The 14,990-nt window shown below is 67.0% G+C and carries 14 protein-coding genes; 10 read left to right on the top strand and 4 right to left on the bottom strand.

Features of this window, described 5'->3' with window-relative positions; translation table 11 throughout:
- Positions 1 to 16 precede the first annotated feature (16 nt).
- The 7 genes from E2E27_RS00265 to E2E27_RS19135 all read left to right on the top strand — a co-directional run bounded on the left by E2E27_RS00265 (position 17) and on the right by E2E27_RS19135 (position 9,038).
- A complete protein-coding gene (locus tag E2E27_RS00265; protein ID WP_181443502.1) occupies positions 17 to 1,024 on the top strand; it encodes an Mrp/NBP35 family ATP-binding protein in 1,008 nt (335 codons plus the stop codon).
- Positions 1,025 to 1,028: 4 nt separating this feature from the next.
- Complete coding sequence (locus E2E27_RS00260; RefSeq protein ID WP_141456912.1) at positions 1,029 to 3,314, top strand: molybdopterin cofactor-binding domain-containing protein; 2,286 nt, start codon at positions 1,029 to 1,031, stop codon at positions 3,312 to 3,314.
- A gap of 79 nt (positions 3,315 to 3,393) precedes the next feature.
- Positions 3,394 to 4,428 (top strand): ferrochelatase, encoded by a 1,035-nt coding sequence (hemH, locus tag E2E27_RS00255; RefSeq protein WP_141456910.1) that lies wholly within the window; start codon positions 3,394 to 3,396, stop codon positions 4,426 to 4,428.
- Positions 4,419 to 5,060, top strand: coding sequence for a hypothetical protein (locus E2E27_RS00250; RefSeq protein ID WP_141456908.1), 642 nt, complete (start codon positions 4,419 to 4,421; stop codon positions 5,058 to 5,060). The genes hemH and E2E27_RS00250 overlap by 10 nt, the downstream gene beginning before the upstream one ends.
- A gap of 91 nt (positions 5,061 to 5,151) precedes the next feature.
- The gene (locus E2E27_RS00245) at positions 5,152 to 6,567 is read left to right on the top strand and encodes a cytochrome P450 (protein ID WP_141456906.1); all 1,416 of its coding nucleotides are present in this window, start codon (positions 5,152 to 5,154) and stop codon (positions 6,565 to 6,567) included.
- A 61-nt stretch (positions 6,568 to 6,628) separates the two neighbouring features.
- The gene (locus E2E27_RS00240; protein ID WP_141456905.1) at positions 6,629 to 7,819 is read left to right on the top strand and encodes a phospholipase D-like domain-containing protein; all 1,191 of its coding nucleotides are present in this window, start codon (positions 6,629 to 6,631) and stop codon (positions 7,817 to 7,819) included.
- Positions 7,820 to 7,877: 58 nt separating this feature from the next.
- Entirely contained in the window at positions 7,878 to 9,038 is a 1,161-nt protein-coding gene (locus tag E2E27_RS19135) for a GGDEF domain-containing protein (protein WP_141456902.1), read from the top strand.
- A gap of 3 nt (positions 9,039 to 9,041) precedes the next feature.
- On the opposite strand, the gene E2E27_RS00230 is transcribed toward E2E27_RS19135, so the two are convergent.
- A complete protein-coding gene (locus E2E27_RS00230; RefSeq protein WP_141456900.1) occupies positions 9,042 to 10,562 on the bottom strand; it encodes a replicative DNA helicase in 1,521 nt (506 codons plus the stop codon).
- A 137-nt stretch (positions 10,563 to 10,699) separates the two neighbouring features.
- Between E2E27_RS00230 and E2E27_RS00225 the strand changes: the two genes are divergently transcribed.
- The 3 genes from E2E27_RS00225 to E2E27_RS00215 are packed head-to-tail and all read left to right on the top strand — an operon-like array spanning position 10,700 to position 12,369.
- Positions 10,700 to 11,233 carry a UPF0262 family protein gene (locus E2E27_RS00225; RefSeq protein ID WP_234036122.1) on the top strand — a complete coding sequence of 178 codons (534 nt, stop codon included), beginning with the start codon at positions 10,700 to 10,702 and terminating at the stop codon, positions 11,231 to 11,233.
- Between the two features lie 3 nt (positions 11,234 to 11,236).
- Positions 11,237 to 11,947 (top strand): glycoside hydrolase family 25 protein, encoded by a 711-nt coding sequence (locus E2E27_RS00220; protein ID WP_141456898.1) that lies wholly within the window; start codon positions 11,237 to 11,239, stop codon positions 11,945 to 11,947.
- Positions 11,926 to 12,369, top strand: coding sequence for a cytidine deaminase (locus E2E27_RS00215; RefSeq protein WP_502705525.1), 444 nt, complete (start codon positions 11,926 to 11,928; stop codon positions 12,367 to 12,369). The genes E2E27_RS00220 and E2E27_RS00215 overlap by 22 nt, the downstream gene beginning before the upstream one ends.
- A 96-nt stretch (positions 12,370 to 12,465) precedes the next feature.
- On the opposite strand, the gene E2E27_RS00210 is transcribed toward E2E27_RS00215, so the two are convergent.
- The 3 genes from E2E27_RS00210 to E2E27_RS00200 form a co-directional block, all read right to left on the bottom strand.
- Positions 12,466 to 13,008 carry an outer membrane protein gene (locus E2E27_RS00210; protein ID WP_141456896.1) on the bottom strand — a complete coding sequence of 181 codons (543 nt, stop codon included), beginning with the start codon at positions 13,006 to 13,008 and terminating at the stop codon, positions 12,466 to 12,468.
- Between the two features lie 133 nt (positions 13,009 to 13,141).
- A complete protein-coding gene (locus E2E27_RS00205; protein WP_502705524.1) occupies positions 13,142 to 14,278 on the bottom strand; it encodes a M14 family metallopeptidase in 1,137 nt (378 codons plus the stop codon).
- Positions 14,278 to 14,913, bottom strand: coding sequence for a hypothetical protein (locus E2E27_RS00200; protein WP_141456894.1), 636 nt, complete (start codon positions 14,911 to 14,913; stop codon positions 14,278 to 14,280). The genes E2E27_RS00205 and E2E27_RS00200 overlap by 1 nt, the downstream gene beginning before the upstream one ends.
- Positions 14,914 to 14,990: the final 77 nt, after the last annotated feature.

The following is a 14,990-nucleotide window of genomic DNA, read 5'->3' as shown; positions in this document are numbered from 1 at the left end:
TTAGAGGCGAGGCGCGATGAACAACACGTCCGACACGCCCCGCAATCCCGAAGCCGAAGAGGCGCTGATCCGCGCCGCGCTGACCCCGGAAATGAACCATCGTCTGCGCTCGGCCCGGATCGTTTCGGGGCGTGCGGTGATCGTTGCCGAGGCCGGCGATCTGTCCGATGCGGCGCGCGCCGAGCTCGAAGTCGCGATCACTGCTGCGCTGCTGCCGCTCGATGACGTGGACGAAGTGCGCATCGCGCTGACCGGAGAGCGCCGCCGCCGGCGGTTAATCGCGGTGGGCAGCGGCAAGGGCGGGGTCGGCAAGTCGACGCTGACCACCAACCTCGCGGTCGCGCTCGCCAGGATGGGCCGCCGCGTCGGGGTGATCGATGGCGACATCTACGGCCCCTCGCAACCCAAGCTGCTGAAGACCGAAGGGATCAAGCCCGCTGCCACCGCCGATGGCGCGCAACTGGTGGCGATCGACAGCCCTTACGGCGTCAAGGTGCTCTCGATGGGGCACATCGTCGCGCCGGGCAAGGCGCTGGCCTGGCGCGGGCCGATGACGGGCAAGGCGCTGTCCCAGCTGGTCGAGGCCGACTGGGGCGAGACCGATTTGCTGCTGGTCGACCTGCCGCCGGGGACGGGTGATGTGCAGCTTTCCATGCTCTCGGCGCACAAGCCCGATGGCGCGGTGCTGGTCTCGACCCCGCAGGATCTCGCGCTGATCGACGCCGCGCGCGCCGGGCAATTGTTCGAACAGGGCGAGGTGCCGATCATCGGGCTGGTCGAGAACATGGCGGGCTATGCCTGCCCGCATTGCGGCGAGGTCAGCGATCCCTTCGGACAGGGCGGGGTCGAACGGTTCGCGGCGGCGCTGGAAATCCCGTTCCTCGGCCGGGTGCCGCTGACGCTCGCCACCCGGATCGCGGGCGACAAGGGCGCACCACCGGCGGCGGGCGATGACGAGACGGCAGAACCTTTCCGCGCGATTGCCGAAAAGCTCGGCCGCTGGCTCGATACAGGGACGATCTAGGCCGATGCGAGTTTCGCGGCGCGGACTTCTGGCGGGGGCGGCGGCGGGCGGGGGCCTGATCGTCGCCTGGTGGCTGATGCCGCGCAGCTATGCCACGCCGCTGGTCGCGGCAAGCGGCGAGCATGTGTTCGGCGCATGGCTCAAGATCGCCACCGATGGCGTGGTCACGGTGGCCGTACCGCAGCTGGAAATGGGGCAGGGGATCACCACGCTGCTTCCCCAGATCGTCGCCTATGAACTGGGCGCGGACTGGCGGCAGATCGCGATCGAACCCGCACCGGTTTCGGGTGCCTATGCCAATGTCCCGCTGGCGACCAAGTGGATGCCGCTGTGGGACCCTGCCTTTGCCGGGCTGTCGGATGCGGCCGACGATCTCATCGCGCTGCGCTTTGCGCAGGGCCAGCGCTTCAACGCGACCGCGGCCGGGACATCGCTCGCCGCCTATGAGCTGCCCTGCCGCGAAGCCGCGGCGGCGGCGCGGGCGATGCTGGCGCAGGAAGCCGCCTCGCGCTGGGGTGCGTCGTGGGAGGAATGCGAGGTCGAGGGCGGCTTCGTCAAGCTGGGCGACAAGCGCCTCGGCTTCGGCGAGCTCGCCGAGGCGGCGGCAGGCTACACCCCGCCCGATCCGCCGCCGCTGCGGCCAGAGCCTCCGCGCGAACCGCCGCTCCCCGCCGATGTCGATGCCGCGCCGGCCTATCCCCGGATCGACTTGCCCTCGAAGGTCGATGGCACCTATCGTTTCGCCGGCGATGTGCGCCTGCCGGGGATGGTGTTCGCCTCGATCCGCCATGGCCCCGTCGATGGTTCGGAACTGACCGGCTTCGACCGCGAGGCGGCGGGCGGCGTGAGAGGACTGGCGGGGATCGTCGAGAGCAAGCGCTGGCTCGCGGTCGCCGCCGACACCTGGTGGGGCGCGGAGGCCGCGCTCGCGGCGATGAAGCCCAAATTTGCCGCGCCCACGCCGGTGGGCAGCGCCGATATCGCCGCCCGGCTCGATACCCTGCTGACCGCGGGCGAGGCCCATGTCATCGCCGAGACGGGCTATGGCGGCGAGGCACTGGAACGGGTCGATATCGGCCGCCGCTATGAGGTCGAGCCCGCCTATGCCGCACCGGTCGAAAGCGCGACCGCAGCGGCGCGCTTTGCCGACGGGCGGCTCGACCTGTGGATCGCCTCGCAGGCCCCCGAACAGGCGCGCATCGCCGCCGCCCGCGCGATCGGCATCGCGACCGAGGACGTGGCGCTCTACCCCATGCCCGCCGGCGGCAGTTTCGATGCCCGGCTGGAGCACGACCATGCGATCGAGATCGCGCTGATCGCCCGCGCGCTCGGCCGCCCGGTGCAGCTGACCTGGCCGCGGCGGGACGAGCTGATCCGCGCCAAGCCCCGCGCCCCTGCGTGGTTGCTGCTCGGCGCGCAGATCGCCAAGGGCGGGCCCGAGGGCACGGGCGGCGCGATCGACGCCATGCGCATCCGTATCGCCACCCCGCCCGCCGCGCTTGAATTCGGCAAGCGGCTGTTCGGCAATCTCACCAGCATGGCCGCGATCCGCGAGACCACGGGCGAGCCCGATCCCATGGCCTGCGAGGGCGCGGTGCCGCCCTACCAGATCCCGGCGCTGCTGGTGGAGCACATCCCGGCCGAGATCGGCCTGCCGGTCGGGCGGGTGCGCGGCAATGCTCACGGTCCGACGATCTTCGCGATCGAGAGCTTCATCGACGAAATCGCCGCCAAGGCGAAGCGCGATCCCTTCTCGTTCCGGATGTCGATGCTCGGAAGCGATGTGCGCCTCGCCGCCTGCCTCCAGCGCGCGGCGAGCCTGGCCGGGTGGGATGGCGGCGCCGACCAGAGCGGGCAGGGGCTTGCCTGCGCCCGCATCGGCGAGGGGCCAGAAGCCGCGCGCATCGCCTGCGTTGCCACCGCAAGGCAGGGCGAGGGCGGGGTGCGCGTCATCCGCCTCTCGGTCGCTGCCGATATCGGCCGGATCGTCAATCACGACATTGCCCGCCAGCAGATCGAGGGCGGGCTGGTGTTCGGCATCGGCATTGCACTGGGCAATCCGGTGCGGCTGCGCGGCGGGCTGCCCGAAGCGGTCGATCCTGGCGCGCTCGGCCTGCCGACGCTGGCGGAATGTCCCGAAATGCGGATCGAATTCCTCGCCAGCGAAGCCCCGCCTGCCGATCCCGGCGAGCTAGGCGCTGTCGTCGCCCCACCGGCGATTGCCAATGCGCTCTATTCGGCGACCGGCTTGCGCCTGCGCCGCCTGCCCCTACTTTCGGACGGCATATGATCCCGACATTTTTGCAACATGAAACCGCGCCAATCGCGGGCGTGCGGAAACCAAACGCCTGCCAACCGTTAGGCGGGCTATGACCTGGCAGACCCAGCGCCTTCCGGGCGACCATCCTCCTGTAAAGAGCGGCAAGATCGGCGTGCTGCTGATCAACCTCGGCACGCCCGACGGGCCCGATCCGGATTCGGTCAAGCGCTACCTCAAGCAGTTCCTGTCCGACACGCGCGTGGTCGAGATCCCGCCGATCGCCTGGCAGCTGATCCTGCGCGGCATCATCCTCAACACACGGCCCCAGAAAAGCGCCAAGGCCTATCAGAAGATCTGGACCGAGCGTGGCTCGCCGCTGGCCGACATCACCGCGCGGCAGGCTGAGGCGATGGTCGGCAAGTTCGGCGAGGCCGTGCAGGTCGACTGGGCGATGCGTTATGGCAACCCCTCGATCGAGAGCCGGCTGAAGGCGCTGATGGCCGACGGGTGCGACCGCATCCTGATTTCGCCGATGTATCCGCAATATTGCGCCGCGACGACCGCGACGGTGTTCGACGAGATCGCCCGCGTGCTCGGCAAGATGCGCTGGCAGCCCGCGCTGCGCTTCGTGCCGCCCTATCACGACGATCCGAATTATCTCGGCGCGCTGGCCGATGATCTGACCCGGCAGGTGCAGGCCCTGACCTTCAAGCCCGAGGTCATGCTGCTCAGCTTCCACGGGATGCCGCAGCAGACGCTGGAAAAGGGCGATCCCTATTACTGCCACTGCATGAAGACCGCCCGCCTGCTGCGCGAGGAATTCGGGCGTCGTCCCGAATTCGAAGGCGTGCGGTTCGAAACCACCTTCCAGTCGCGCTTCGGCCCGGCGGCGTGGCTCGAGCCTTCGACCGACACGACGCTAATCGCGGAAGGCGAGAAGGGCACCAAGCGGCTGGTGGTCGCCGCCCCCGGCTTTGCCGCCGATTGCGTCGAGACGCTGGAGGAACTCGCGATCGAAGGCCGCGAGGAATTCTGCGAAGCGGGCGGCGAGGATTACGCCGTGCTCGATTGCCTCAACACCTCCGATCACGGCCTTGCCATGATCGAGGCGATGCTGCGCCGCGAACTGGGCGGATGGATCTGAGGCGCGCTGCGGCGGCGATGGCATGGGCGGCGGCCTGCTGGGCTGCGCCTGCTGCTGCCTCGGACAAGGATTGCCAGCTGTTGCCGCCCGACGTCGAGGGCGCAGCCATATATGTCGGCTATTCCGAAAGCCGGATGTGCGAAGCCGGCCTCAAACCGCTCTGGCAGGGCCTGCCCGATGGGGCGGAGCAGGTGATGCGGTTCACTTTCACGTCCGGCCACGATCTTTTCTGGCGCAGCGTCACTATCACCTTGCGGCCCGATGGCACCGGGCTGCTCGAAGTTGTCGGCGGCGGGTTCAAGCGGCGCGATGTGCGCTCTCCCTGGGTGGAGATGCGCAAGGTGCGGCGGCGGCTTTCCTCCGAAGCACGGGCCAGGCTTGTCGCTCTGGCCGAGCAATCCGGCACCTTCGACCATGCGGTTGGCACATGGGACCGCCGCGCGGATGGGGAGACGGAGGTCTTTCTGCACTGCCAGACGCTGGGGATGGAGCGCGCCGATGCGGCGGGCTATCGCATTTCCACGGTCAATGTCGGCTGCAACCGCCCGGCCAAGCTGATGCCGCTGGTCAATGAGGTGATCCGCCTCGGCGGTATCGGCATGGTGCGCAGGAACTGGTCGGTGTATCAATGATGCCAGCCGCGCGGCACGGGAATTGACCGCCCGCGCCATTTACATCAGAGTCAGTTGCGAATCCGAACCCGATACGGAGTCTCGACCCATCATGGCCACCCTCGCCGAAGCCCCCAAGTCCCGCGACACTGCGCCTGCCGATGCGCCCCGCCACTGGGGGGAGGGCCGCCTGACCGAGGCTGATCTCGCCCACATCCCGGGCGAGGCGGGCTGGCCGCTGGTCGGCAACACCTTCACCATGCTCGCCGATCCCCACGCCTTCGCCGAGCGGATGATCGCGCGCCACGGCAAGGTCTACAAGAACCGCGCTTTCGGCGGCTGGCAGGTCGCGCTGATCGGGGCCGAGGCGAACGAGCTGCTGCTGTTCAACAAGGACAAGATTTTCTCCAGCGAACAGGGCTGGGGCCCGGTGCTCGACCAGCTCTTCCCACGCGGGCTGATGCTGATGGATTTCGAGCATCACCGGATCGATCGCCGCGCGCTCTCGATCGCCTTCAAGCCGGAACCCATGCGCCACTATTCGGGCGCGCTCAATCGCGGAATCGCGCGCGAAGTGGCGGGCTGGGCCGGGCCGCGCCTGTTCTATCCCGACATCAAGAAGCTGACCCTCGATCTCGCGGCGGAAAGCTTCATCGGTCTGCCGTGGGGGCCGGAAGCTGACAAGATCAACGAGGCCTTCGTCGACATGGTGCAGGCCTCGGTCGCGCCGGTGCGCAAGCCGCTGCCCTTCACCAAAATGAAGAAGGGCGTCGATGGCCGCGCGTTTCTGGTCGACTATTTCACCAGAGAAACGCTGCGCCGCCGCGAACAGGGCGGCGGGCAGGACATGTTCAGCCAGTTCGCCACCGCGACGCGCGAGGACGGCTCGCTGCTCCCCGTGGACGAGGTGGTCGATCACATGAACTTCCTGATGATGGCCGCGCATGACACCATCACCTCTTCGGCCACCTCGCTGATCTACCACCTCGCCACCAATCCCGAATGGCAGGAGAAGCTGCGGGCGGAGATCATGGCGGTCACCGGCGGGCCGGACGGGGAGGGCAACCCCCGCCCGCTCGATTACGACGATCTCGGCAAGCTCGACCTCACCGAAATGGCGTTCAAGGAATCGCTGCGGATGGTGCCGCCGGTGCCCTCGATGCCGCGCCGCGCGCTCAGGGAATTCGAATATGGCGGCTACCGCATCCCCGCGGGCGCGATGGTGGGGATCAACATCTACTGGACTCACCATTCGGAGGAATATTGGGAGAACCCCTTCACCTTCGATCCGCTGCGCTTCACGCCCGACAAGGTGAAGGCGCGGCACAAATATGCCTGGGTGCCCTTCGGCGGCGGCGCGCATATGTGTCTGGGGTTGCACTTTGCCTATATGCAGGTGAAGATCCTGCTCGCCCAGCTGCTCCAGCGCTACCGGATCGAGGCGGCGGCGGGTTACAACCCCGATTGGCAGGACTGGCCGATCCCGCAGCCCAAGGACGGGCTGAAGGTGACGTTTACACCGCTCTGACGTCGGCGCGGTCTGTCACTTGGGCCTGTCATCTCCCCCGATTGCGGCTAAGCCATACGCCATGGCACCTGAACCCTCCGAATCGACCCCCGACGAGGCCGACTATCGCGATCCCGACCCGTTCGAGGTCGAGGCGGCCGGCCACGGCTTTACCTTCTACCCGCACGGGCTCGATCGCCGGCGTGCCTTGGTCGACCTGATCGACAGCGCCGAGACGAGCCTGAAGGTGTTCTACTACCTGTTCGACAGCGACGAATCGGGCACGATGGTGCGCGATGCGCTGGTCGCGGCGGCGCGGCGCGGCGTTTCGGTGGCGCTGATCGTCGATGATTTCGGCAATGACGCGGGCGAGGAATTCTTCGCGCCGCTGAAGGAGGCAGGCGGCAGCTTTGCGATCTTCGCGCCCAAATTGAACTCGCGCTATCTGGTGCGCAACCACCAGAAATTCGTGATCGTGGACGAGGCGCGGGTGATGACCGGCGGGGCGAATGTCTCGGATCACTACTTCGCCGAACCTTGCGACAATGGCTGGTGCGATCTGTCGGTCACCATCGAAGGCCCGGTGGTCGAGCAGTTCACCCGCTGGTTCGGGTTGCTCAAGGACTGGACCGAAAGCGAGGCGGCCGGGCGGGTCAACCGGCTGCGGCGGCTGCGCGACATCGTCAAGGACTGGGACGGCGGGGATGGCCCGGTGCGGCTGCTGGTCGGCGGGCCGCTGGTGCGGCGCGGGCACTGGGCCTGGATGTTCCGGCAGGATCTGGTGAAGGCCAAGCGGCTCGACACGGTGTCGGCCTATTTCTCCCCGCCGCGCAGCTTCCGCCGCCAGATGGAGCGGGTGGCGCGGCGCGGCAAGGCGCGGATGGTGATGGCGGGCAAGTCCGATATCGGTGCAGCGATCGACATGGCGCGGCTGCTCTACGGCAGGCTGCTGCGCGCCGGGGCAAAGATCGTCGAGTTCCAGCCGTGCAAGCTGCACATGAAGCTGCTGGTGGTGGACGATGCCAGCTACGTCGGCAGCGCCAATCTCGACAAGCGCAGCTTTCGGATCAACGTGGAACTGATGGTGCGGATCGAGGATGCCGGAATGGCAGAGGCGCTGCGCGGGATGATCGACCACATGGAGGCGGCCAGCCTGCCGATCACGCGCGAGCGCTATGCCCGCGAGGCGACCTTCGTCAACCGGATGCGCTGGCGGCTGGCATACTGGATGAGCCTTGCCGATTACCGGGTGAGCAAGATCAGCGCGCGCTGATGGGTCGGCTTACGCGTGATTAACGCGCGTTTCACGATATGCCCGTAGAAGCCCCGGAATGGGTTGGGGAATTCATACGCTTCGCAAGCGCTTCGTACCGCCGATTCCGGCTGCGATCCGTGACGACTTTACCCTGCTGCGCGCGCGGCGGGTCGAGACCCAGACCCCGATGATGTATCTGATGCTGCTCGCCACCACGCCAACCGCGGCCTGGGCGGGAGCGGCCGATCTGCACTGGGGGATCAAGTACGGAATGCCCGCGCTGCTGGCGGTGTTGTGCGTGCTGGGGCTGATCGAGAACAAGGTCTCGCGCAGCCGCCATCTGAGCCTGCGCCGCGCGCGGCTGATCGTGAAGAAGACCGCCAGCGTTTCGGGCTGGGTCGGGGTGATGTGCAGCACCTGGGCGGTGCTCAACTGGTTCGCCTCGCCGATCGAGAACCACGCGAGCTTTGCCATGATCATCGCCATGGGTTCGCTGGCGACGGCCTATTGCCTGTCCGCGATCCGCTTTGCCGCGATCCTCAACCTGGTGATCGGGGTGGTGCCGATCTCGGCGCTGATGTTCGCTTCCGGTCGCCCGGCGGAAGTGGGGGCGGCGATGTCGCTGGTGCTGGGCACTGCGATCCTCGTGCGCTTCATCCTTCAGGGTCACGCGATGCTGGTCGATCTGCTGCAATTGCAGCACCAGACCCGCGATCTGGCCCATACCGATCCGCTCACCTGCCTTGCCAACCGCCGCGCGCTCGACGAACGGGTTGCCGCGCTGCTGGCGAAGGGCGCCGGCAAGGGAGCGGACGCGCCCGGCTTCAAGCTGGCGCTGCTCGATCTCGACGGGTTTAAGCCGGTCAACGACGTCCACGGCCATGCCATCGGCGACAAGCTGCTGTGCGCGATCGCCGACCGGCTGCGCGAGACCATCGGCGATGACGGGCTGGTGGCGCGGCAGGGGGGCGATGAATTCGCGGTGCTGATCCCGCCGCATTCTCCCCTGCGCGATGCCCCGCTGGCAGAACGCATCCTGATCGCGCTCGCCCGGCCGCACGACATCGACGATGTGCTCTTGCAGGTCGGCGCGAGTATCGGTGTGGCGCAGTGGCCCGAGGACGGCGGGGATGCCGACGCGCTGTTCGAATTCGCTGACCGTGCGCTCTATCAGGTCAAGGCTGAAACGCGCGCCGAGAGCCCGTCGCCAGCACTCGACCTTGCGGCCAGCGCGTAGGCTCTATTCGAACCCGTAGTCCGAATAGTCCTTGAAGTTGGGCGAGGTGAACTTGGTGATGTCGCTCTGGAAGTGGAGCGGGACGTTGCCGGTCGAACCGTGACGCTGTTTCGCCACGATCAGCGTCGCGCGGCCCACCAGCCCTTCGAACTTCTCTTCCCAGAGGCGATATTTCTCCTGCACGTCGGGCGGCGAGGAAGCATCGGGCGTGTCGGGCTTGACCAGCAGGTGGTAGTAATCGCCGCGAAAGATGAACCACACCATGTCCGCGTCCTGCTCGATCGAGCCGGATTCGCGCAAGTCCGACAGCTGCGGGCGCTTGTCCTCGCGGCTTTCGACCGCGCGGCTGAGCTGCGACAGGGCGATCACCGGAACCTGCAATTCCTTCGCCAGCGTCTTGAGGCCCCGGCTGATTTCGGAGATTTCGTTCACGCGGTTGTCGTTCGCGCGGCCCGAGCCTTGCAGCAGTTGCAGGTAGTCGACGATGATGAGGCCGATGTCGTGCCGCCGCTTCATCCGCCGCGCGCGGGTGCGCAAGCTCCCGATGGTGAGCGCGGGCGTGTCGTCGATATAGAGCGGCAGTTCCGCGAGCCGCTGGCTGGCATAGGACAGCTTCTGGAAATCCTCGCGGGAGAGCTTACCACTGCGCAGCGCTTCCGATGAAATCTCGGCCTGTTCGGCGAGAATGCGGGTGGCCAGCTGGTCGGCGCTCATTTCGAGGCTGAAGAAGGCGACCGGCGCGCCATAGTTGAACTCGCCCCCCTGATGCTGCCAGTCGAGATGCTTTTCGGCGCAGTTGAAGGCAATGTTGGTGGCAAGCGAGGTCTTGCCCATGCCCGGACGCCCGGCAAGGATGATGAGGTCGGAATCGTGCAGGCCGCTGGTCTTCTGGTCGATCGTGGCAAGACCGGTGGTCTTGCCCGACAGGCCGCCGCCCGATTGCATCGCCTTTTCGGCCATCCGGATCGCCTGCATCGCCGCTTCGCGGAAGGTCGAGGCTTCGCGCCCCGTCGCCGCACCCTCGGCCACCCGGAACAGGTCCGCCTCGGCCTGCGAGATGCGGTCCATCGGCGAGGTGTCCTGCGAGGTGTCGAGCGCACCTTCGACCAGCCCGCGTCCGACGCTCACCAGCTCGCGCAGCAGCGCAAGATCGTAGATCTGCTGCGCCAGTTCGCGCGGGGCAAGCAGGCCTGCGCCGCTCGCGGTCAGCTGCGCGAGATAGGACGTGCCGCCCAGCTCCTTCAGCGCCTCGTCCGCCTCGAAATAGGGGCGCAGCGTGACGGGCGAGGCGGTGGCATTGCGTTCGAGCAGCGCGAGGATGCGAATGTAGATCCGCTCGTGCAGCGGCTCGAAGAAATGCTCGGCCCGGATCGGCACCTGCAATTCTTCCAGCACCCGGTTGTCGATCAGCACCGCGCCCAGAAAGGCGGCCTCGGCCTCGATATTGGCGGGCAGCCTGGGCAGCGCAGGCTCGCCATCTGTGGCTTGCGGCTTGATCGGGGTGACTTTTTCGGGTTCGGCCATGGCGGCCTGATGCGCTCTCGGCGGGGTCGAAAGCAAGGGCCAACGCGGCCAATATTTATTTCGCACGCTGTGGATAGTGGGGAGAGCGTGTCGAAGTGCTTGAAGTGCGTGCCCTGCATCTGCGAAGGCGTTTCTCCATGGCCGATCGCCCGCCCGATTCCCTGCCGCCTTCCTCCGCGCCCGGCGCTGCGGGGGGCTATCGCATTGCCCAGGTTACGCTCGACGAGGCGACGATCCTGTGGCGCAATGCCGATGTCGAGCAGGAACGCCGCGTCGCGATCTACGATCTGATCGAGGAAAACAGCTTCAAGCCGCTGCGTTCGGCGGAGCGCGGGGCGAGCGGGCCCTATCACCTGCACCTGTCCGTTACTGACGGGCGGCTGGCGATGGATATTGCCGACACCGGCGGGCAATTGCTGGAGACGCTGCTGATCGGCATGGCGCGCTTCCGCCGCCCGATCCGCGAATATTTCGCGATCTGCGACAGCTATTATCAGGCGATCCGCAAGGCGACTCCGGCCGAGATCGAGACGATCGACATGGCCCGGCGCGGCATCCACAACGGCGCGGCGGAGCTGTTGCTGGAGCGGCTGGAGGGCAAGGTCGAAACCGACTTCGCCACCGCGCGGCGGCTGTTCACGCTGATCTGCGTGCTCCACATCAAGGGCTGATTCATGGCGCGAGGGGGCAAGAAGACCGCGCGTCGCGCGCCGCGCCGCTGGATATTCCGGCTGGCGGCGCTGCTGGCGCTGTTCGGTCTCGCCTTCGCGGCGTGGCTATGGTGGGACATGCGCAGCTGGCGACCCGACGAGGCGCGCTATCCCGAACAGGGCGCGCTGGTGCCCGCGGGAAGTGCGGCGATGCGGTTCGAGACGCTGAAGGCGGTTGGCGCGCAATTCGTCTATCTCCCCCTGACGGGCGAGGGCAGCGCAGGCTTCGCCGCGCGGCAGGCGCGCGCGCTGGCGGCGGGGCTGAAAGTCGGGGTGGTGCTCGATTTCGATCCCTGTACGCCGGCTGACGCGCAGAGCGGGGCCTTTGCCCAGCTGGTGCCGCGCGATGCCGACCTGCTTCCTCCGGCCATCGCGCTTGGCTCACTGGCGGAGAGCTGCGAGCCCAGGGTCAGCGATGCCGCGGTCGAAAGCGAGCTGATGACGCTGATCAACCAGATCGAAACGCACGCGGGCAAGCCGGTGATCCTCAAGCTCTCGCCCGCTTTTCAGGAACGCCACAACACCGCGACCACGCTGGCGCGCGATCTGTGGCTGGCACGCGACCGGGCGCGGCCGGACTATGCCGGGCGGCCCTGGCTGCTATGGAGCGCCAATTCCGCGCTCGTCACCGAGGCGAGCGAGGATCCGGTCGAATGGGTGGTGGTGCAGAAATGACGCTCGACGAAACGCAGGAAAAGAACCTCATCAGCGCCGCCTTTGCCGCTGCCGAACAGGCCTATGCGCCCTATTCCGACTACCCCGTCGGCGCGGCGCTGCTGTTTGATGATGGCGCCGTGATCACCGGCTGCAATGTCGAGAACGCAAGCTATGGCCTCGCCCTGTGCGCCGAGACCGTCGCGGTCGCCAAGGCGCTGGGCGAGGGGCGGCGCGGCGGGTTGCTGGCGGTCGCGGTGGTGGGCCTCAAGGCCGACCGCGAACCGATCACACCGTGCGGACGGTGCCGTCAGGTGCTGAACGAAGTCGCCGCCCTGGGCGCAACCGATCCGCTGGTGCTGTGCGTCAGCAAGGACGACGTGCGGCGGGTGGCGCTGTCCGCCCTGCTGCCGCATGCCTTCGGGCCATCGCACCTCGGCTAGGATTTCTTCCGGCCTTTGATCTCATTCTGGCAAAAGCAAAAGCGGGCCGGAAGCAATGCTTCCGGCCCGCTTGCCGATCGTCGATCCGAAGGTGGATCAGAACTTGAAACCGGCCGCGACGACGACCTGATGGCGGTTGTCGTTGGCATCGAGACCGAGCACCTCGCCCACGTTGTAGGTCGAATAGCGATATTCGAGCCGCCCGACGAAGCCGCCGAAATTGTGCTCGAAACCGGCGCCGACGCGCACGCCTTCGAGGTCATCGGCAAGGTCGACATCGACGCGGCTGTAGCCAGCCTTGAGATAGATGATGTCGTTTTCGTCCATATCGAGGCCAAGACGCAGGCCGCCGTAAATGTCGAGACCGGCATTGCCGACACCGTCGCTGATCGAGGTGTCGGTCAGTTCGGCTTCGATCCCCAGCAGCGCGCTGCCGGACTTGATGTCGTAACCGGCGATCACGCCGTAGACAGCGCCGGATTCGGCGTCGCTCTCGGCACCCACTTCGAGGTTGATGACGTCGAGGCCGCCAACCGCGCCGACGAAAAAGCCGCCGCCGTTGCTGCCGCTGTCCTGAGCCGCCGCCGGCATCGCGACCACAGCCGCGCCCAGAACCATTGCAACCGAAAGTTTGTTCATGAAATCGTTCCCCTGTTAATATTGCTTGGCGCCGCAATTATCCCAAGGAGATCGTCTGCAAAACAGGAATGTTGAGGGTGAGAAATCGCGATTGATGCAGTGTGGCCTAACTGTGACACACCGATCCGGCACGTCAGGCGTCGCGTCCTTCCAGCCACTCCACCAGCGCCGCCAGACATTCGCGGCCCAGCAGCTTGCAGCGCTCGGGCGAGAAGCCCTGTTCGGGCTCGGGGAAATCGGCGATGTCCTTGTAGGGCATCTCCAGCGTCATCGACACCGCGCCGAAACGCTCGGCAAGCTGGTTGGTGCTCATCGAGAGATTCGCGCGGCCCGCCGGGGCCTTGGGATAGCCGAGCTTCGTCTGGAAATCCGGCGTGCGGCGGTCGAGGATGCGCTGGTAACGGTAGAAACCCTCGCCCTGCTCTTCCTTCCACGACGGAATGCCCTCGAACCCGGCGAGGAACACCGCGGGGATCGCCTCGTCGGCGTGAACGTCCATCGCGAAGTCGACCCCGGTCTGATCCATCCGATTGCGGATCGCCAACACCTCGGGCGAGCGGTCTGCGGTCGGCTCGGCCCATTCGCGGTTGAGGTTGGTGCCCACCGCATTGGTGCGCAGGTGCCCGCGCCGCGAGCCATCGGGGTTGCAGTTGGGGACGATGTGGATGCGGCACTGTTTGCGCAAGCTCCGCGCGACCGGATCGGTGGGGTCGGTCAGGCATTCGAGCGCGCCTTCCATCCACCACTCGGCTTGCGTTTCGCCCGGATGCTGGCGGGCATAGAGCCACACCTGCGTTGTGCCTTCGCCCATTTCGAGGCAGTCGATCGGCTGGCCGTCGAGCGTGGTGCCGAGCCGGACGTAATCGACCCCCTCCGACGAGGCCGCCTCGGCAACCAGGTCATGATGCCGCTCCATCGAATAGGGCGCGAAATAGGCGCACCAGAACACGCCGCCAGCGGGCAGATAACGGATCGTCAGCGTGCCGCCCTCCTCGTCCTTGTCGAAGCTGGAGGCCGCGCGCGTCCAGTAGGCGCGGTCTTCGCTGACGCAGGCGTCGTAATCCGGCCAGCCGCCCGGATAGGCGCTGGCATTGAGGCCGGTGATCTTGAGCACCGCTTCCTCGCCAGCAGGCGCGGCGACGCGGAAGTGGAACCACTGGAAGAAGTCGGATTCATTGTCGCGGCGGATCGCGAGGCGCGCGGTGGCGCCCTCGATCCCCAGCACGTCGATATTGCCGCTGTCGAAACCGGCGTCGATGAAGAGTGTCATTATTGTCCTTGCAGCTTTTTGGCGTCGAGCGTCACGGTCTCGCCATTGCCACCGGGAAAGTCCTTGAACAACCCGGCGGCGAGCGTGCGGGCGCTGGTGTCCACTTGCGAATAGGGCGACTTCACCCCGGTCTCGATCTGGGCGCGGCCTTCCCACAGGGTTGCGCCTGCGGACTCGGCGATGCGCACCGAAAGCTCGGTCACTGCCGCAGGGCCCTCGCGCCCGCCGCCCAGATTGATGCCGACCCCCATGCCCACGCCGCTGCCGAAGCCGCCGGTCTGCCCGCCGACTCCGACGCTGACCGGGCCGCGCCGTTCGACCGGGGCGGCGGCGATGGGATTGCGGCTGGTGTGCACCGTCGCGGTCTGGCCCGCGGGGACGCCTTCGGGCAGCACGGTGTAGCCGAGCCGGGTGAGTTCGGCGGTGACGGCGGCAGTCACGGCGCTGCGGGCCGCCTGATTGGTCACCTCGTCGGGAAAGACCAGCGTGATGGTGCCCTGTCCCAGCGCCTGCGGCTGCGCGGCGACAAAGCGGGTGACCTCCACCGGCCCTGTATAGGGCGAGGTGGCGCAGGCCGATAGCGAAAGCGCGGCTGCGGCAGCGGCCAGCAGGGGAAGCGGGCGGAGGTGAGGCATGGCGGGGTTCCTTTCGTGCACAGCCGCTTATAGAGCGCCTGATTGACGATTTCTAAGCGCATTTGCGTGATAAGGCC

It is taken from the genome of Porphyrobacter sp. YT40, assembly GCF_006542605.1.
Taxonomy (GTDB): Bacteria; Pseudomonadota; Alphaproteobacteria; order Sphingomonadales; family Sphingomonadaceae; genus Erythrobacter.
The sequence above is the reverse complement of the archived record's forward strand: the minus strand, read 5'-3'. Positions and strand labels throughout refer to the sequence as shown.

What these genes read in the sequence shown, in the direction of transcription:
- E2E27_RS00230 (WP_141456900.1), bottom strand. Translation starts at nt 10,562, where the DNA reads ATGGCCGAACCCGAAAAAGTCACCCCGATCAAGCCGCAAGCCACAGAT.
- E2E27_RS00250 (WP_141456908.1), top strand. Translation starts at nt 4,419, where the DNA reads ATGGATCTGAGGCGCGCTGCGGCGGCGATGGCATGGGCGGCGGCCTGC.
- E2E27_RS00220 (WP_141456898.1), top strand. Translation starts at nt 11,237, where the DNA reads ATGGCGCGAGGGGGCAAGAAGACCGCGCGTCGCGCGCCGCGCCGCTGG.
- E2E27_RS00215 (WP_502705525.1), top strand. Translation starts at nt 11,926, where the DNA reads ATGGGTGGTGGTGCAGAAATGACGCTCGACGAAACGCAGGAAAAGAAC.
- E2E27_RS00210 (WP_141456896.1), bottom strand. Translation starts at nt 13,008, where the DNA reads ATGAACAAACTTTCGGTTGCAATGGTTCTGGGCGCGGCTGTGGTCGCG.
- E2E27_RS00225 (WP_234036122.1), top strand. Translation starts at nt 10,700, where the DNA reads ATGGCCGATCGCCCGCCCGATTCCCTGCCGCCTTCCTCCGCGCCCGGC.
- E2E27_RS00260 (WP_141456912.1), top strand. Translation starts at nt 1,029, where the DNA reads ATGCGAGTTTCGCGGCGCGGACTTCTGGCGGGGGCGGCGGCGGGCGGG.
- E2E27_RS00240 (WP_141456905.1), top strand. Translation starts at nt 6,629, where the DNA reads ATGGCACCTGAACCCTCCGAATCGACCCCCGACGAGGCCGACTATCGC.
- hemH (WP_141456910.1), top strand. Translation starts at nt 3,394, where the DNA reads ATGACCTGGCAGACCCAGCGCCTTCCGGGCGACCATCCTCCTGTAAAG.
- E2E27_RS19135 (WP_141456902.1), top strand. Translation starts at nt 7,878, where the DNA reads ATGGGTTGGGGAATTCATACGCTTCGCAAGCGCTTCGTACCGCCGATT.
- E2E27_RS00200 (WP_141456894.1), bottom strand. Translation starts at nt 14,913, where the DNA reads ATGCCTCACCTCCGCCCGCTTCCCCTGCTGGCCGCTGCCGCAGCCGCG.
- E2E27_RS00245 (WP_141456906.1), top strand. Translation starts at nt 5,152, where the DNA reads ATGGCCACCCTCGCCGAAGCCCCCAAGTCCCGCGACACTGCGCCTGCC.
- E2E27_RS00205 (WP_502705524.1), bottom strand. Translation starts at nt 14,278, where the DNA reads ATGACACTCTTCATCGACGCCGGTTTCGACAGCGGCAATATCGACGTG.
- E2E27_RS00265 (WP_181443502.1), top strand. Translation starts at nt 17, where the DNA reads ATGAACAACACGTCCGACACGCCCCGCAATCCCGAAGCCGAAGAGGCG.